Source organism: Pseudomonas sp. MWU13-2100, assembly GCF_023242365.1.
Classification (GTDB): domain Bacteria; phylum Pseudomonadota; class Gammaproteobacteria; order Pseudomonadales; family Pseudomonadaceae; genus Aquipseudomonas.
Map to the genome: position 1 here is coordinate 289,491 of NZ_JALLIX010000002.1, position 16,705 is coordinate 306,195.

Consider the following 16,705-nt stretch of genomic DNA (forward strand, 5'->3'; position numbering starts at 1 on the left):
TGGCATTCTTTTTCAGGCTTACCCATGGCACGACATCGACCAGCAAATGAAGGCGGCTACCAGCGCGGCGAAGAAACGCGCCTGCGGATTATCGAAGCCGCTGTGGACCAGTTCGCCACCCATGGTTTCGAAAGCGCCTCGACGCGCCAGATCGCAGCGGCGGCCGGGGTCAATGCACCGGCGCTGCAATACTATTTCGACAACAAGGAAGGGGTTTACCTGGCCTGCGTCCAGCACATCCTTGCGCAGCTCTGGGCACAGCTGGAGGAGGTGGTCTCGGCCGCCGAAGCGGCGCTGGACGACCCCCTCGCCGATGACCCGATATTGATCGAGCGTTACCTGGGCATTCTTGGTGTCTTTCTGTCGTTCCTTCATGACACGCCGCAATCCACCGACTGGCGTCGCTTCATGGCCTGCGAGCAAGCCGGCCTGGGCCCGCCGTCCGCGGCCACACTGATGGAGCAAGGCCTCAATCAGCGCCTGTCCCACGTCACCCGCAGCATCGTCGGGCGCCTGACCGGGCGGCCGGCCAATGACGAAATCACGATAATCCAGACGATGGCGCTCAACAGCCAGAGCATCGTGTTTCGCGTCAAGCGCGCGCCCATTCTGCGGGCGCTGGGCTGGGACACCATCGACCAGCAACGCATGGAAACCGTGCGCAACGTGATGCTGTCACAGAATCGCCTGACGCTGCTGGCATTGGTCAGTGAGCGCGACGCGGCAGGCGCGGAAACGGCGCAGTGACGCCTTTAACGAGCCTGTAGGCCAAACGCGGTTGCCAGGCTCTTTGCGCCTTTCGGCGTCAGATTCAGGGCTCTGGAATCGAGATGGCGGTTCACCCAGCCGCGCTTGAGCAGCAGGTCCAGAAGGGCTGCGCCCAACGCACCGCCGATATGCGGTGAGCGCTCGCTCCAGTCCATGCAGGGATAGGCCAGGCGTCGGCGTTGGCGCGACACGGCCTCGATATCGATGCCCAGACGCACCAACGACGCGGCGCCCGTTTCCGTGAGGACATAGTCCTTGCCCTGCTCTTCGATCCAGCTCGCCTGCAACAAGGCGTCATGCAGTTTGACCGCGACTTCCCCGGCGATATGGTCATAACAGGTCCTGGCCCGCTTCAAGGCCGACGGCGTGCTGGGCTGAAACCGCGTCATGCGGCGATCAGTCAGCGATAACAAGGCCTCCAGCGCATGCGCCACCTGGGGATTGGCCAATCGGTAATAGCGATGCCGACCCTGGACCAGCATCTCCACCAGCCCCTGCTCACGCAAACGTAAAAAATGGCCGCTGGCGGTGGACGCGCCGATATCGGCCACGGCGGCCAATTCCGTGGCCGTGCGCGCGTGGCCGTCCAACAGACTGCAGAGCATTCGTGCACGAGCCGGATCGGCAATCGCACCGGCCACCGCTGCCAGGGAAAGATCAGCCGCTTCGACATCCATAGTTCACCCCTTTGCGAAGTATCGCGGTTTTTTCATCATCATACTGATGCCAAACCACTTGAAGGGATTCACCCATGCAGCAATCGAATTTTTTTGGCCGAAAGGTCGTGGCGGCGACCTTTGTGATGGCGGTGTTCGGCTGGGGGATCGGCTTCTACGGTCCGCCGATCTTTCTCTACGCGGTGATTCAGCGAACCGGCTGGTCGCTGCCCTTGTGCTCGGCCGCCGTCACCCTGCACTTTCTCGCGGGCACCCTGGTGGTGGTGAACCTGCCCGTCTTGTACAAGCGCCTGGGCCTGCCCCGCACCACTGTGCTCGGATCGATCCTGCTCGGCATCGGCGTTTATGGATGGTCGGTAGCCGATCAACCCTACCAATTGTTCCTGGCCGCACTGCTCAGTGGATTGGGCTGGGTGACCATGGGGGCGGCCGCGGTCAATGCACTCATCTCTCCATGGTTTGTCGCCAGGCGTCCGGCCGCCCTGGCGATGGCCTATAACGGCGCCAGTATCGGCGGGGTGATCTTTTCATCCGCGTGGGTGTTCCTGATCGACCGGATCGGCTTCACCCAGGCCGCGCTAGGGGTTGGCCTGGTATCGATAACGACGATTGCCGCGCTGTCAATCAAGGTCTTCAAGGTTCGGCCTGAAGACCTCGGGCAATATGCCGATGGGGCGGATCAGCCACCTGAGCAGCCGACCGTCTCCCCGGGTAGCAAGGCAACCTCGCTATGGTGCAATCGTCGATTCGTGACATTGGCGGCCGCCATGTCCCTGGGATTGTTCGCCCAGATCGGGCTGATTACCCACTTGTTCCTGCTGTTGGTCGATCACGTCACAGAGGCAAAGGCCGGATTGGCAATGGGCCTGGCAACGGCAAGCGCCATCGCCGGCCGGTTTCTGGTCGGTTGGCTGATGCCACCCAATGCCAACCGGCGCACCGTTGCCTGCCTGAGCTATGGCTGCCAGTTGCTCGGCTGCCTGGTCATGACCGGATTAGGCAGCTTCCCCGATCTGCTGTGGCTGGGGGGCATCCTCTTTGGCGCGGGGATCGGCAACGCCACCTCCTTGCCGCCGCTGATTGCCCAAGCGGAATTCCCGCGCCAGCAAACACAACGCGTGGTGACGCTGATCGTCGCCACCGCCCAAGGCTGCTATGCCTTTGCGCCAGCATTCTTTGGTGCACTGAAGTCACTGGGCGGGTCCCATGGCGAACTGCTGCTGTTGGGGCTGGCGGCCGGAGTCCAGGGGCTGGCGATATTGGCTCTGGTGGTGGGTAACCGGCGTTCGGCTCAACATATCCCGGAATTCAGCCGGCACTCACTCTGACTGCGGCTTTGATCGGGTCGACTTGCTGCGAGCCGCCGAAGTGTTGAGCGCCACGGCGGCGCGAATCAGCGCGGTCAATGCCTGCTCATCGATCTGCTCGCCCTCATGCAAATCAATCGCGCGCCGGGTGTTGCCTTCAAGGCTGGAATTGAAGAGACCCGCCGGATCCTCCAGCGATGCACCCTTGGCGAAGGTCAGCTTCACCACCTGCTTGTAGGTCTCGCCGGTGCAGATGATGCCGCCATGGGACCAGACCGGCACGCCACGCCACTTCCACTCCTCGACCACTTCGGGGTCGGCCTGCACGATCAGCGTCCGGATTCGGGTGAGGGTCTCACCGCGCCAATCCCCCAGTTCCGCGATTCTTGCGTCGATCATCTGCGAGGCGCTCCCACCCTCTTCCGTTTCCTGGTTCATGGCAGTTGCATTCCTGTTCGTGGCGGTTGCCGCTCGCCGGTTTCATCAAGAAAGAAACCACACTGTGCTAGTTTTTCCACCACTCGCCAGCAGCACTGGTTTCACTTATCAAGCGTTGAGATAGAGCATGTCACGAGTTTTTCCCGATACCGCAGCATGGGTCTTCGGCATCAGCGCCACACTGCTCAGCAGCTTTGCGGGCGCCGCCTCGACTGCCGTTACCTCGCCTCAGATCATGAACCTCTGCCAACCCGCCGCGACAAGCCCATCCGCCAAACAGCTGCTGGCGGCCGCGCAACGACATCTGGGCGATGGCATCCACGCCCTGCCCCATCTGCATACGGAAGGCACCCTGCCGAACCAGGGCATTCGCGAGCAGAGCATCGCGGCGGAAAAGGATTGGCCGGTACTGCGCCAGGCCGCCCTCGCCTGGCGCCTGAGCGCCGACCCGCGCTATCTGCGACAGGTCGACGAGGGCCTTGCCACCTGGACCCGCACCTATCAGCCGGACTTCAACCCGATCGACGAAACCAATCTCGATCAACTGATCGATGCCTACACCCTCACCGCCAGTGCACTGCGCCCGGAAACGCGAGAGGCCAGCCGCGCCTTCCTGCGCCAACTCGGGAACGGCTACCTCGCGCAGATTCGACAGTTCCATGCTTCGAAGAGTAGTAAAAATATCAATAACTGGCAGAGCCATCGCGTCAAGCTGGTCACCCTGGCCGCCGCCGCGCTGGCCGATCAAGGCATGCTGGAGCAGGCCTTCCAACTGTTCCGGCAACAGGTAGCGGACAATCTCCTGCCGGATGGCTCGGCGCTGGACTTCAGGGAGCGTGATGCGCTGCACTACGTCGTCTATGACCTGGAGCCACTGGTCCAGGCCGCCCTGGCGGCCAAGCCCTACGGCGGCAATTGGTTGGGTTATAGCGCCCCCACGGGTGCCTCCCTGAGCCGCTCGCTCGATTGGCTGGTGCCCTATGCAAACGGCCAACGCAGCCATCAGGAGTTCGTGCATACCCGCGTGAAGTTTGACCGCGACCGCGCCAACGTCGGAGAAGCCGGGTATAGCGGTACCTGGGAGCCGAAAAGCAGCAACAAACTCTTCTGGCTGGCCGCGCAACTGGATGGGCGATACTTGCCGCTGGCCCGGCAACTGGCACCCAATCCTCAAGACTGGATCGGTGCCTGCTACTTGAAGTAGCCATGGCACCTTCGGCTCAAGCGTCGGACGATTCAGGTATCGGTAACGAAAACCGCCAGGCGGGGCAATACGTTATGTCCTTTTGGCGACATTCATGGACTTATTGGCGTTAGTCGGCAATCGGCAGACAGGCTAGAGTCCATCTACTGTCTTGTTTCTGGATGACCCGCCTGATGACTCGCCCTCGTTTCCTGCCCGACAACTTCACCCTGACGCTGGTCAGCGTGGTGCTTCTCGCCAGTTTCCTGCCCGCCGGCGGCCAGGTCGCCGTCGGTTTCAGCGGGCTGACCAATATCGCCATTGCCCTGCTGTTCTTCCTGCACGGCGCCAAGCTGTCGCGCGAGTCGATCATTGCCGGCGCCGGCCACTGGCGCCTGCATCTGCTGGTGTTCGGCCTGACCTTTGTCCTGTTCCCGCTGCTGGGCGTCGCGCTCAAGCCGCTGCTGTCGCCGCTGATCGGCGACAAGCTGTATATGGGCATGCTCTACCTCTGCGCCCTGCCGGCCACGGTGCAGTCGGCGATTGCCTTCACGTCCCTGGCCCGCGGCAATGTGCCGGCGGCGATCTGCAGCGCGGCGGCGTCGAGCCTGTTCGGCATCTTCCTCACGCCGTTGCTGGTGACCTTGCTGCTGGACGTGCACGGCAGTGGCGGCTCGACCCTCGATGCCATCCTGAAGATCAGCGTGCAGTTGCTGCTGCCATTTATTGCCGGGCAGATCGCCCGACGCTGGATCGGCGCCTGGGTAGGGCGCAACAAATCGTGGCTGAAGTTCGTTGACCAGGGCTCGATCCTGCTGGTGGTCTACAGCGCCTTCAGCGAAGCGGTGAACGAAGGCATCTGGCATCAGATCCCGCTCTGGGACCTGGCCGGCCTGGTGGTGGTCTGCGGCGTGATACTCACGCTGGTGCTGCTGGCGTCCAGCGTGCTGGGCAGGGCCTTTGGCTTCGATCAGGAAGACCGCATCACCATTCTCTTCTGCGGCTCGAAGAAAAGCCTGGCCACCGGCGTACCGATGGCCCAGGTACTGTTCGCCGGCAGCACCATCGGCGTATTGATCCTGCCGCTGATGTTGTTCCACCAGATTCAGTTGATGGTCTGTGCGGTGCTGGCGCAGCGTTATGCAAAACGCCAGGAATCGGTGGCTGAACTGATGGGCCAGGTCGATCCTTGATCGCTTCCCATCCACGGATGAGCATGTGGATCATATCCGGTTGCGACCGCCTGGCCGCCACGGCGCTGAAGCAATGCTTGCTGGATCGAAGTGCCGTGGGGCGTGTCCACTAACCACGGCGGGATTGATCGGCATGATCAACCCACCTCCATTGAAATCTCCGTCTATGCTCCCTCCATCACTGGAGGGAATACCATGGACTTCATTTTTTTGGTACTCGCTGCACTGTTCTTCATCAGCCTGGTGGGCATGGCGCATGGCTGCGCGGCGCTGAAAAGGAGACGGTCATGACCGCCTTCTATCTATTCGGCGGCCTGATAGCGGCCGGCCTGCTGGTTTACCTGGTCGCCGCGCTGCTGTTTCCGGAGGACTTCCTGTGAATCTTCAAGCCTGGGTCCTGCTCGGGGCCTTTCTTTTGCTGCTGGTTATTCTGGCCTGGCCCTTGGGGCGCTGGTTGACCAGCGTGATGGAAGGCCGCTTCGCCTTCGGTTCGCGCGTCGAGTCACCGCTGTATCGGCTTGCCGGTGTCCAGCCTGGAACGCAGATGGGTTGGCTGCAATACGCCCTGGCCCTGATCCTGTTCAACAGCCTGGGGCTGCTGGCCGTTTATGCCTTGCAACGGCTGCAAGGCGTGCTGCCCTTCAACCCGCAGGGGTTTCCCGCCATCACCCCGGACTCGTCGTTCAATACCGCCGCCAGTTTTGTCACCAATACCAACTGGCAGGCCTATAGCGGCGAGTCGGCGATGAGCTACCTGACCCAGATGCTCGCCTTGACGGTGCAGAACTTCATGTCCGCGGCCACCGGTATCGTCGTGGCGATAGCCTTGGTCCGTGGGTTTGCCCGCCACAGCGCCGACAGCATCGGCAATGCCTGGGTCGATCTCACCCGGATCACCTTGTGGGTCCTGTTGCCGCTGTCGCTGATCTTCGCGCTGTTCTATGTGAGCCAGGGTGCGATCCAGAACCTTGACCCCTACAAGGACGTCAGCACGCTGGAGGTCATGCAGTACCAGGCACCGGTACTCGACGCCGCGGGCCAGCCGAGCGTCGACGCCAAGGGCAATCCGCTGACCGTGGCCAGCAGCACCGATAAACAGACCATCGCCATGGGACCGGTGGCCTCCCAGGAGGCGATCAAGATGCTCGGCACCAACGGTGGCGGCTTCTTCAACGCCAACTCGGCGCACCCCTACGAGAACCCCACCGCCGTCACCAATTTCTTTCAGCTGATCGCGATCTTCCTGATCCCCACCGCTTTGTGCTTCGTCTTCGGTCATGTCGTCGGCGACATACGCCAAGGCTGGGCCCTGCTGGCAACCATGACCATCCTCTTCGTGATTGCGGTGATCGCCGTCACCCACTACGAGCAACTCGGCAATCCGCAGTTCGCCTCGCTGGGCATTGATAATGCCGCGGGCAATATGGAAGGCAAGGAACTGCGTTTTGGCATCAGTGCCTCAAGCCTGTTCGCGGCGGTGACCACGGCGGCTTCGTGCGGTGCGGTCAATGCCATGCACGACTCGTTCACCCCCCTGGGCGGCGCGGTGCCTCTGGTGCTGATGCAACTGGGCGAGGTGGTATTCGGCGGGACCGGCTCCGGGCTGTACGGCATGCTGGTATTCGCCATTCTCGCGGTATTTATCGCCGGGCTGATGATCGGACGCACACCCGAGTATCTGGGCAAGAAGATCGAAGCCTACGAGATGAAGATGGTCGCCATCGCCATTCTGGTCACGCCGTTGCTGGTGCTGCTCGGCACCGCAGTCGCCGTCATGACCGATGCGGGCCGCCTGGGCATCGCCAATCCCGGTGTCCATGGCTTTTCGGAAATCCTCTATGCCCTGACCTCTGTGGCCAATAACAACGGCAGTGCCTTTGCCGGTCTATCGGCTAACACGCCGTTCTACAACACCCTGCTGGCCGTCGTCTGCTGGTTTGGCCGGTTCGGCGTCATCGTACCGGTGCTGGCGGTCGCGGGCAGCCTGGCCGGCAAGAAGCGCCTGGCGGTGACCGGCGGCACGATGCCGACCCATGGCATGCTGTTCGTCGTCCTGCTGATCGGCACGGTGTTGCTGGTCGGTTTGCTGAACTATGTGCCGGCGCTGGCGCTGGGCCCGGTAGTCGAACACCTCATGCTGTTCAAGTGAGATCAGGCACATGACCCGTAAAGCGTTCTCCCTGTTCGATCCGACACTGCTGCGACCTGCCGTCGTCGACGCCCTGCGCAAGCTCAGTCCGCGAGTCCAGTGGCGCAACCCGGTGATGTTCGTGGTCTACATCGGCGCCATCATCACCACCGGCTTGTGGGTCCAGGCCCTCAGCGGCAAGGGCGAAGCCAGCACCGGTTTCATCCTGGCGATTGCCTTGTGGTTGTGGTTCACGGTGCTGTTCGCCAATTTCGCCGAGGCCCTGGCAGAAGGCCGCAGCAAGGCCCAGGCGGCTTCGTTGCGCAACCTGAAAAAGGAAACCTGGGCCAAGAAACTGCGCGAGCCCCACTACGGCGCCGAGTGGCAACTGGCCAAATCCAGCGAGCTGTGCAAAGGCGATGTCGTGGTGGTTGAAGCCGGCGACCTGGCCAATTCGCTGATACCGGCCGACGGTGATGTGATCGAAGGCGCCGCTTCGGTGGACGAATCGGCCATCACGGGCGAGTCGGCCCCGGTGATACGCGAAAGTGGCGGCGACTTCTCGGCGGTGACCGGCGGTACACGGGTCCTCTCGGACTGGATCATCGTACGGGTCACAGCCAACCCCGGCGAAACCTTCGTCGACCGTATGATCGCGATGGTCGAGAACGCCAAGCGGCAAAAAACCCCGAATGAAATCGCCCTGTCGATTCTCCTGGTCGCGCTGACCATCGTGTTCCTCGGGGTCACAGTGACCCTGCTGCCCTCCTCGCTGTTTGGCGTTGCCGTGACAAAAGCCGGCGTGCCGGTCTCGCTCACCGTGCTGATCTCACTGCTGGTGTGCCTGATTCCCACCACCATCGCCGGCCTGCTGTCGGCAGTCGGCGTGGCGGGCATGAGCCGCATGATGGAGGCCAATGTCATCGCCACCTCTGGGCGGGCCGTGGAGGCCGCCGGGGATGTCGACGTACTGCTACTCGACAAGACCGGCACCATCACCCTGGGCAACCGTCATGCCTCGGCTTTTTTGCCGGCGCCGGACATCAAGGAGGCGGAACTGGCCGATGTGGCGCAATTGGCGTCCCTGGCCGACGAAACGCCCGAGGGGCGCAGTATCGTGGTGCTGGCCAAGCAGAAATTCAACCTGCGGGAACGGGACATCACGGCGCTCGACGCGCATTTCGTGCACTTTTCTGCGCAGACCCGCATGAGTGGTGTCGACCTGGGCCCCCGGCAACTGCGCAAAGGCGCCGGCGAGGCCGTCCTCAAGCACGTCCAGAGCCTGGGCGGCAGCTTTCCAACCGCGGTACAAACCAGCATCGAGGAAGTGGCACGCCGGGGCAGCACACCGCTGGTGGTCGCTGACGGGGCCAAGGTGCTGGGGGTCATCGAACTCAAGGACATCGTCAAAGGTGGGATCAAGGAGCGCTTCGTCGAGCTGCGACGCATGGGGATCAAGACGGTGATGGTGACCGGCGACAATCGGGTCACCGCCGCCGCTATCGCCGCCGAGGCCGGGGTCGATGACTTTCTGGCAGAGGCGACCCCCGAACAGAAGCTGCAACTGATCCGTAGCTACCAGGCCGAAGGTCGGTTGGTGGCCATGACGGGCGACGGCACCAACGATGCCCCGGCACTGGCCCAGGCCGACGTCGCCGTGGCAATGAACTCGGGCACCCAGGCGGCCAAGGAAGCTGGCAACATGGTCGATCTGGACAGCAACCCGACCAAGCTGATCGAGGTGGTAGAGACCGGCAAGCAGATGCTGATGACCCGTGGTTCGTTGACCACCTTCTCGATCGCCAACGACATCGCCAAGTATTTCGCCATTGTACCTGCCGCTTTTGTCTCCACTTACCCGCAGCTCTCGGCCCTCAATATCATGGGCCTTACAAGTCCCAACTCCGCAGTGCTGTCGGCGGTGATTTTCAATGCACTGATCATCATCTTCCTGATTCCCCTGGCGCTCAAAGGGGTGAAATACCGCCCGGTCGGCGCGGCCTCGCTGCTGCGCCGCAATCTGTTGATCTATGGGCTGGGCGGGGTGATCGTTCCATTTATCGGCATCAAGGTGATCGACATGGCCTTGTCTGCTGTCGGTCTGACTTGAGGGGGTACTGTCATGCTAGCTCTGTTGCGTCCCGCCTTGACCCTGCTGATCGCACTCTCCCTGATCACCGGCCTCGCCTATCCGTTGCTCACCACCGGGATCGCCCGGCTGGTGTTCCCCTATCAGGCGGCGGGAAGCCTGGTGGAAAGAGATGGTAAAGCCGTGGGTTCGCTGCTGATCGGCCAAGGGTTCAGTGACCCCAGGTACTTCTGGAGTCGGCCGTCCGCCACCAGCCCCATGGCCTATAATCCGCTGGCTTCGGGCGGCTCGAACCTGGGCCCGCTGAACCCGGCCCTGGGCGATGCCATCAAGGGCCGGATCGACGCCTTGCACGCCGCCGATCCGGGGAACACCGCCACGATACCCGCCGATCTGGTCTACAGCTCGGCCAGTGGCCTTGATCCGCATATCAGTATCGCCGCCGCCCTGTACCAGGCCGCACGCGTCTCACGGCTGCGCAACCTGCCCGTCGAGCGGGTCCGCGAGCTGATCGCCGAACACTCGGAAAACATGCTGTTCGGGTTCCTCGGCGAGCCGCGGGTCAACGTGCTGGCATTGAACCTGGCACTCGACGCCGCGCATTGAGTGTCCACTGACCCAGGGTGGGCTTGATGGCCGAACAACGTCCTGATCCGGACCAACTGCTGGCACAGATCCGCGAAGAAGAGGCGCAAGCCAAACGCGGCCGCCTGAAGATTTTTTTCGGTGCCAGTGCCGGTGTCGGCAAGACCTACGCGATGCTGGCTGCCGCCCAGACCGCCAAGCTGCAAAATGTTGATGTGCTGATCGGCGTAGTCGAGACCCACGGTCGCGCCGAAACCCAGGCACTGACTTCGGGGCTGGAGCAGTTACCGCTCAAGCAGGTCGTCGACAAGCACCGTACCCTGACCGAGTTCGACCTTGACGCCGCGCTGGCGCGCCGGCCGGGCCTGATCCTGATTGACGAACTGGCGCACTCCAACATCACCGGCTCGCGCCACCCGAAACGCTGGCAGGATGTGGAAGAACTACTCGGCGCCGGTATCGATGTCTGGTCCACCATGAACGTCCAGCATCTCGAGAGCCTGAATGACATCGTCGGCGGCATCACCGGGATCAAGGTCTGGGAGACCGTGCCCGACCATGTGTTCGACACGGCCGATGAGGTGGTCATTGTCGACCTGCCACCCGATGACCTACTGCAACGCCTCAAGGAAGGCAAGGTCTATCTGGTCCAGCAGGCCGAGCGTGCGGTGCAGAACTTCTTCCGCAAAGGCAACCTGATCGCCTTGCGCGAACTGGCGCTGCGGCGCACCGCCGATCGGGTCGACAGCGAGATGTTGCAGTACCGCCTGAACACCTCGGTCAAGCCGGTCTGGGGTACGCGCGAGTCGTTGCTCGCCTGCATCGGTCCCCACGAGCATGCGGACAAGACCGTGCGTTCGACCGCGCGTCTGGCCGCCCAGCTCAATGTGCCGTGGCACGCCGTGTATGTCGAAACCCCGGCCTTGCAACGCCTGCCCGAGGCCAAGCGCCGCCGCGTCCTGGCGACCCTCAAGCTGGCCGAGAACATGGGGGCGCAAATCTCGACCCTGGCCGGACAGGATATTGCCGAGGTATTGATCAAGTATGCCCGGCAGCACAATCTGTCCAAAATCGTGCTGGGCCGTGACGACCGCCTACGTCGGCGCTTCTGGCACTGGGCGATCGCCGATCGCATCGGCGCACTGGGCGCGGACCTGGATGTGATCCAGGTCTCTCTTCCCGCCAGCCGGCGGGCGCAAACCGAGACACGCCTGGCGGTCCCCCATAGCCCGCTGGTGTTGCAACCCTGTCTCTGGAGCGTGGCACTCTGCATCCTGACGACCCTCGCGGCCATGCCCCTGGCCCAGATCCTGGAGCAGGCCAATATCGTCATGATCTTCCTGCTCGCCGTCGTTGCCGCGGCGGTGCGTTTTGGTCGCGGCCCGGCGGTTCTGGCGGCCTTCCTGTCCGTGGCGTCCTTCGACTTCTTCTTTGTGTCGCCGCGTTATTCATTCGCCATTGCCGATGTCCAGTACCTGGTGACCTTTTGTGTCATGCTGGTTGTCGCCCTGGTGATCGGCCAGATGACTGCCGGCCTGACCTACCAGGCACGAGTGGCACAACGCCGCGAAGATCGCATGCGGGCGTTGTACGAGATGTCACGTTTGTTGTCGGCGGCCTTGATGACCGAACAAGTCGCGGAGATCGGCGCACGTTTTCTGGCCGCCGAGTTTGGCGCACGATCCGCCCTGCTGGTGGCTGACGACGACAACAAACTGCAAGCCCCGATGATCATCGGCGATCCCCCTCAGGTCGACATTGCCATTGCCCAGTGGTCTTACGATAAAACCGAACCGGCCGGTTATGGCACCGACACCCTGCCTTCTAGCGCCACGCTTTATCTACCCTTGTCGGCGCCCATGCGGGTGCGCGGGGTACTGGCGGTGCAGCCGCGAGACGCCAGCCGCCTGGTGGTACCGGAACAGCGGCGGCTGCTCGACACCTGCAGTTCATTGCTGGCGATCTCCCTCGAAAGAATCCACTACGTCAATGTGGCCCAGGACACCACGGTTCAGATGGAATCCGAGCGCTTGCGCAACTCACTGCTGGCGGCCATTTCCCATGACCTGCGAACGCCCCTGTCAGTCCTGGTGGGACTCACCGCAGACCTCAAACAGACAAGCCCTCCCCTGTCGGGCGACGCCGCACGGATCGCCAGCGCCGTCGGAGAATCTGCGCTGCACATGAATACCCTGGTCAACAACCTTCTGGACATGGCCCATCTGGAGTCCGGCAAGCTGGCGCTGAACCGACAGTGGCAGCCGATCAAGGACGTGCTGGGCAGCGCCCTGAAAGCCCTGCAGCCAATCCTCGGCAATCATCCCGTGCAGGTTGCCCTGGATGACGATATACCCGCGGTTCGTATCGACGGAGCACTGATTGAACGCCTGCTGATCAACCTGATCGAAAACGCCGTCAACTACACGCCGCCGCAAACGCCCATCCACGTGGGGGCAAGGACTACGTCTGAGACTATCGAGTTATGGGTGGCCGATGACGGCCCGGGCTTGCCGCGCGGTCATGAAGAAACCATCTTCAGTAAATTCGTACGCGGCAAAAAGGAAAACTCGATTCCGGGCGTCGGTCTGGGCCTGGCCATCTGCAAAGCCATTGCCCAGGCCCATGGAGGCACCATACTGGGGGTTACCCGCCCGGAAGGTGGGGCGCGCTTCACCTTGCGTCTGCCCCGGGAAGAGCCACCGCTCATTGAGCCTTCGGCTGATTAGTCACACCGAATGGGATATGCACGGAGGGCACGACCGCGCTGGCGGCTTTAAGATGGCCCGACTGGTCGTCGAAGAAAATATGCGGTTTCAACACCGCCAGTACCCGCCCCTTTTCGATGCCTCCGAGGAAAAAGGCGTCATTGGCCATGACTCCCCAACTCTTCAGCGTATTCAGCGCGCGCTCGTGGGACGGCGCACTGCGGGCGGTAACAATGGAAACCCTCAGGCGATTCTTGTAATCCGCGTTCTGCGCCTTGTATTTCTCTTCTTCCGACTGGATCTTCGCGATACGAACAAAGAACTCCTTGAGCGGCCCGGGGTTGTGGGGCTGCGCGACATTCTTGACTTCATGGGCGTGAAATCCCTCCAGCCCGGACGTCTGCATTACCGACTCGGACTCATCCCCCGCCAGGACGCCATCAAAGTCGAAGGCGATCCTGAGGGTATCGTCGGCCTCGTCATCATCGGCCTTTGAGTCCATGACCTGCCCCGCCGGATACCCGGCCTTGATGGCCGCATCCACGTCCGTCTTGTCGGCCGAGAGAAACAGCGCAATATTCAACGCAGGGATGTATTCGTAAGGCGACTTGCCCTGCATGAAGATCGCCCGCGTCATCCCGAGCCCATAGTGATCAATGGTTCGCATGACGCGCAGTCCCGTGTCCGGGTCGTTCTTGGACAGCAGGACCACTTCCACCAGGGGATCTTCCGGATCGGCACTCAAGTCATTCAGAGACAACAAGCGCTTGATAAAAGGAAAGGCGATCCCTTTGGGCAACGGCTCGTCCAGCTTGCGTTCCTGGAATTTCCGATACTCCTCCTCCCCCTGGCTCTTGAACACCGCATCCGAAGCACTGAGATCAAACACGGCGCTCGATGCCACGCCAATCACCAAGCGATTATCCAACTCATAGGGCATAACCGTTCTCCGTCGTAATGGCCACATACTACCGCACCCGTCTTATGCCGTTATGACGCGATCTTGAGTGACCTCAGTGCGAAATGATCCCATGGTCAATCGCGTACTTGACCAGGGCGGCGGGCTTGTCAATGTTGAGCTTGCGGCGGATGCTCAAGCGATGGGTCTCCACCGTGCGCACGCTGATGTCCAGCTCCCGGGCCATTTCCTTGTTGTTCATGCCCTCGACCATCTTGCGCAGCACCTGGCTCTCGCGCGGTGTCAGCTCGTTATCGGCGGGCTTGTCGGCGATCAGCCGTTGTGCGATCGCGGCACTGTAGAAGGTCCCGCCGCTGGCGATGGCCTCGATGGCGGCAATGATTTCCCGTGAAGGCGAATTCTTCAGCACATAACCACTGGCGCCGGAACGCACCGACTCGCTTACATACTCGGTGTTGTCGTACATGCTGAGGACCAGAATCTTCAGCAACGGATACGTCTTGCTCAACACCCGAGTCAGCTCGAGTCCGTTCATGTCCTTCAGACCGATATCCACCAGCAGCAGGTCCGGCTGGCAGCGCTTCACCATCTCGAGGGCTTCGGCGCCGCTCTCGGCTTCGCCCACCACTTCCAGGGCGGGCATGATCGCCAGCAGGGCCTTGATCCCATCCCGGACCAGGGAGTGATCGTCGACCAGGGCGACGCGGATTGGATACAGCAGGCTCATCAGGGACGCTCGCTCTTGTTGTGGGCTGAGTCAGTACTTTGTAGCGGGCATTTTAAGCGGCAGCAGCACGTCCAGCACACTTCTTCCCGGCGTCGAGACCAGCTCGAAGCGCCCACCAAAATGCTCGACCCGTTCACGGATATTACGCAGGCCAATGCCGGAGTGACGCCGCTCGACCTGAGCAACGTTGAAACCGATACCATCATCAATCACCGTCAGCCGTACGGACTCGGCGGACCCGCACAGGGTAATGGAAACATTCTGCGCCTGTGCGTGACGTTCAATATTGGTCAGGCCTTCCTGCACGATGCGAAACAACGAGACCGGCAGCCCCTCGACCAGTTGGCAATCGAATTCGCTGTTATCGTAGGTCACCACCAGCCCGCTGCGCTGCTCGAACTCGGCGGCGAGCTGACCAATCGCCGCGGGCAAGCCCAGGGTGTCGAGCAAGGACGAGCGCAGATCATGGGAGAGGCTGCGCACCTCGCCAATCGCTTCTCCCAGGCGCTCGACGGCTTCCCTTAAAATGTCCAGGCCCTGCTCCTGCCCTTTCTCCAGCACATGGCTGGCCAGTTCGAACTGAAACTTGATGGACACCAGTACCTGGCTGATACCGTCGTGCAGTTCACGGGAAACCCGTGAGCGCTCTTCCTCCTGCAAACTGACGATGCGCTGGGTCAGACGCTGCAGTTTCTTGTCAGCCAGGCGATGCTCGCTGACGTTCAGGGTCATGCCGCTGGCAAAGACCAGCAGCACCGCCACCAGGGCAACCACGGCGATCGCCAGCATCGTCTTGCGGATGCCCTGGGCCACCTCGTCACGGGCCTGCTGGGTGGCGCGCTCGACATCCTCAAGATAGATGCCGGTTCCGAGCATCCAACCCCAGCGGTCCAGCATCACCACATAAGCGAGCTTGTCGGTCACCTGCCCGGTCGAGGGTTTGTTCCAGGCGTAGCGTTGAAAGCCCTCTCCCGACTCAGCGCTTTTCAGCAACGCCTGGATCACCGGCAAGCCGTGGGGGTCCTTCATGTCCCACAGGTATTGGCCTACCAGCTCGGACTGGCGCGAGTGCATCAGGCTGCGGCCCTGACGGTCGTAGACGAAGAAGTAGCCATTGATCCCGAAGCTGAGCTGGCGCAGCTCTTCCAGCACTTGCTGCTGGGCGTGGGCGTCGCCCTTGCCGTCGTCATAGAGCGGTGCGATCAGGCTCTGCGCCATTTCGACGTAGTTTTTCAGTTCCGCACGCTTGCTCGCCAGGATACTGTCTTCGATCAGTTGCGCCTGCTGGTCGCCCAATTGGCGGTTCAGGGATATCACCAGGGCGCAGATGACCGCGATAGCCAGGACCAGGGGCAAGATTCCCAGGGCGACGATTTTGTGCTTGAGCTGCATGGCGAATCCCGGGGCTCTCAGTAGAACTACGTAGAGGCTGCGTACGTAGTCGTGCGGATACTTTTGTTGACGGCATACACGGATATTGGGCCAGCTCCGCACAGCGGACACAATTATAAAAATTACCGCCACAGTCTACCGGCTGTTGGCAGGAGACACGCAATGAACCGTCTGGCTAAACACCTCGCCTGGTTTGCCGTGGCTGTCCTGGGAGCGTTTGCGCTGAGTGTCGTGGCCCTGCGCCGCGGCGAAGCCATCAACGCCCTCTGGATCGTAGTCGCCGCAGTCGCTATCTACCTCGTCGCATACCGCTACTACAGCCTGTTTATCGCCAACAAGGTGATGCAGCTCGACCCCAGTCGCGCCACCCCCGCCGTCATCAATAACGATGGCCTGGACTATGTGCCGACCAACAAACACATTCTTTTCGGTCACCACTTCGCGGCTATCGCCGGCGCCGGACCGCTGGTCGGACCGGTATTGGCGGCGCAGATGGGCTACCTGCCCGGTACGCTGTGGCTGATTGCCGGCGTGGTGCTGGCCGGTGCGGTGCAAGACTTCATGGTCCTGTTCATGTCCACCCGCCGCAACGGC

At 61.9% G+C, this 16,705-nt stretch carries 15 protein-coding genes; 10 read left to right on the plus strand and 5 right to left on the minus strand.

Annotated elements, in window-relative coordinates; genetic code table 11:
• Nucleotides 1-24 precede the first annotated feature (24 nt).
• Nucleotides 25-747 (plus strand): CerR family C-terminal domain-containing protein, encoded by a 723-nt coding sequence (locus M5B99_RS02915; RefSeq protein WP_248802563.1) that lies wholly within the window; start codon nucleotides 25-27, stop codon nucleotides 745-747.
• Between the two features lie 5 nt (nucleotides 748-752).
• On the opposite strand, the gene M5B99_RS02920 is transcribed toward M5B99_RS02915, so the two are convergent.
• Nucleotides 753-1,445, minus strand: a complete 693-nt coding sequence (locus M5B99_RS02920) for an ArsR/SmtB family transcription factor (RefSeq protein WP_248802564.1) — start codon at nucleotides 1,443-1,445, stop codon at nucleotides 753-755.
• Nucleotides 1,446-1,519: 74 nt separating this feature from the next.
• Here M5B99_RS02920 and M5B99_RS02925 point away from each other — a divergent pair, with 74 nt between their 5' ends.
• Nucleotides 1,520-2,773 (plus strand): MFS transporter, encoded by a 1,254-nt coding sequence (locus M5B99_RS02925; RefSeq protein ID WP_248802565.1) that lies wholly within the window; start codon nucleotides 1,520-1,522, stop codon nucleotides 2,771-2,773.
• Here M5B99_RS02925 and M5B99_RS02930 read toward each other — a convergent pair.
• Complete coding sequence (locus tag M5B99_RS02930) at nucleotides 2,765-3,190, minus strand: DUF1801 domain-containing protein (RefSeq protein WP_248802566.1); 426 nt, start codon at nucleotides 3,188-3,190, stop codon at nucleotides 2,765-2,767. The two genes, M5B99_RS02925 and M5B99_RS02930, sit on opposite strands and share 9 nt — an antisense overlap.
• A 127-nt stretch (nucleotides 3,191-3,317) precedes the next feature.
• On the opposite strand from M5B99_RS02930, the gene M5B99_RS02935 reads away from it, so the two are divergent.
• The 7 genes from M5B99_RS02935 (at nucleotide 3,318) to kdpD (ending at nucleotide 13,094) form a co-directional block, all read left to right on the plus strand.
• Nucleotides 3,318-4,394 (plus strand): alginate lyase family protein, encoded by a 1,077-nt coding sequence (locus M5B99_RS02935; protein ID WP_248802567.1) that lies wholly within the window; start codon nucleotides 3,318-3,320, stop codon nucleotides 4,392-4,394.
• Nucleotides 4,395-4,567: 173 nt separating this feature from the next.
• Nucleotides 4,568-5,566 carry a bile acid:sodium symporter family protein gene (locus tag M5B99_RS02940; RefSeq protein WP_248802568.1) on the plus strand — a complete coding sequence of 333 codons (999 nt, stop codon included), beginning with the start codon at nucleotides 4,568-4,570 and terminating at the stop codon, nucleotides 5,564-5,566.
• A gap of 287 nt (nucleotides 5,567-5,853) precedes the next feature.
• The gene (gene kdpF, locus M5B99_RS02945) at nucleotides 5,854-5,946 is read left to right on the plus strand and encodes a K(+)-transporting ATPase subunit F (protein ID WP_248745825.1); all 93 of its coding nucleotides are present in this window, start codon (nucleotides 5,854-5,856) and stop codon (nucleotides 5,944-5,946) included.
• Nucleotides 5,943-7,715 carry a potassium-transporting ATPase subunit KdpA gene (gene kdpA / locus M5B99_RS02950; RefSeq protein ID WP_248802569.1) on the plus strand — a complete coding sequence of 591 codons (1,773 nt, stop codon included), beginning with the start codon at nucleotides 5,943-5,945 and terminating at the stop codon, nucleotides 7,713-7,715. Before kdpF ends, kdpA begins: the two co-directional genes overlap by 4 nt.
• A gap of 10 nt (nucleotides 7,716-7,725) precedes the next feature.
• Complete coding sequence (gene kdpB, locus M5B99_RS02955) at nucleotides 7,726-9,804, plus strand: potassium-transporting ATPase subunit KdpB (RefSeq protein ID WP_248802570.1); 2,079 nt, start codon at nucleotides 7,726-7,728, stop codon at nucleotides 9,802-9,804.
• Nucleotides 9,805-9,816: 12 nt separating this feature from the next.
• The gene (gene kdpC, locus M5B99_RS02960) at nucleotides 9,817-10,389 is read left to right on the plus strand and encodes a potassium-transporting ATPase subunit KdpC (RefSeq protein WP_248802571.1); all 573 of its coding nucleotides are present in this window, start codon (nucleotides 9,817-9,819) and stop codon (nucleotides 10,387-10,389) included.
• 26 nt (nucleotides 10,390-10,415) lie between these two features.
• The gene (gene kdpD, locus M5B99_RS02965) at nucleotides 10,416-13,094 is read left to right on the plus strand and encodes a two-component system sensor histidine kinase KdpD (protein ID WP_248802572.1); all 2,679 of its coding nucleotides are present in this window, start codon (nucleotides 10,416-10,418) and stop codon (nucleotides 13,092-13,094) included.
• Here the strand turns inward: kdpD and M5B99_RS02970 are convergent.
• The 3 genes from M5B99_RS02970 to M5B99_RS02980 form a co-directional block, all read right to left on the minus strand.
• Nucleotides 13,072-14,013, minus strand: coding sequence for a 5'-nucleotidase (locus M5B99_RS02970; RefSeq protein WP_248802573.1), 942 nt, complete (start codon nucleotides 14,011-14,013; stop codon nucleotides 13,072-13,074). The two genes, kdpD and M5B99_RS02970, sit on opposite strands and share 23 nt — an antisense overlap.
• Before the next feature lie 73 nt (nucleotides 14,014-14,086).
• Nucleotides 14,087-14,719: a response regulator gene (locus tag M5B99_RS02975; RefSeq protein ID WP_248802574.1), complete on the minus strand. Its 633-nt coding sequence runs from the start codon at nucleotides 14,717-14,719 to the stop codon at nucleotides 14,087-14,089.
• A 30-nt stretch (nucleotides 14,720-14,749) separates the two neighbouring features.
• Nucleotides 14,750-16,111: a cache domain-containing protein gene (locus tag M5B99_RS02980; RefSeq protein WP_248802575.1), complete on the minus strand. Its 1,362-nt coding sequence runs from the start codon at nucleotides 16,109-16,111 to the stop codon at nucleotides 14,750-14,752.
• Between the two features lie 162 nt (nucleotides 16,112-16,273).
• Here M5B99_RS02980 and M5B99_RS02985 point away from each other — a divergent pair.
• The coding region (locus tag M5B99_RS02985) for a carbon starvation CstA family protein (RefSeq protein ID WP_318654556.1) at nucleotides 16,274-16,705 on the plus strand (432 nt) is incomplete at its 3' end.

Coding starts and splice junctions, on each gene's coding strand:
- M5B99_RS02915 (WP_248802563.1), top strand. CDS start 25: ATGGCACGACATCGACCAGCAAATGAAGGCGGCTACCAGCGCGGCGAA.
- M5B99_RS02920 (WP_248802564.1), bottom strand. CDS start 1,445: ATGGATGTCGAAGCGGCTGATCTTTCCCTGGCAGCGGTGGCCGGTGCG.
- M5B99_RS02925 (WP_248802565.1), top strand. CDS start 1,520: ATGCAGCAATCGAATTTTTTTGGCCGAAAGGTCGTGGCGGCGACCTTT.
- M5B99_RS02930 (WP_248802566.1), bottom strand. CDS start 3,190: ATGAACCAGGAAACGGAAGAGGGTGGGAGCGCCTCGCAGATGATCGAC.
- M5B99_RS02935 (WP_248802567.1), top strand. CDS start 3,318: ATGTCACGAGTTTTTCCCGATACCGCAGCATGGGTCTTCGGCATCAGC.
- M5B99_RS02940 (WP_248802568.1), top strand. CDS start 4,568: ATGACTCGCCCTCGTTTCCTGCCCGACAACTTCACCCTGACGCTGGTC.
- kdpF (WP_248745825.1), top strand. CDS start 5,854: ATGACCGCCTTCTATCTATTCGGCGGCCTGATAGCGGCCGGCCTGCTG.
- kdpB (WP_248802570.1), top strand. CDS start 7,726: ATGACCCGTAAAGCGTTCTCCCTGTTCGATCCGACACTGCTGCGACCT.
- kdpC (WP_248802571.1), top strand. CDS start 9,817: ATGCTAGCTCTGTTGCGTCCCGCCTTGACCCTGCTGATCGCACTCTCC.
- kdpD (WP_248802572.1), top strand. CDS start 10,416: ATGGCCGAACAACGTCCTGATCCGGACCAACTGCTGGCACAGATCCGC.
- M5B99_RS02970 (WP_248802573.1), bottom strand. CDS start 14,013: ATGCCCTATGAGTTGGATAATCGCTTGGTGATTGGCGTGGCATCGAGC.
- M5B99_RS02975 (WP_248802574.1), bottom strand. CDS start 14,719: ATGAGCCTGCTGTATCCAATCCGCGTCGCCCTGGTCGACGATCACTCC.
- M5B99_RS02980 (WP_248802575.1), bottom strand. CDS start 16,111: ATGCAGCTCAAGCACAAAATCGTCGCCCTGGGAATCTTGCCCCTGGTC.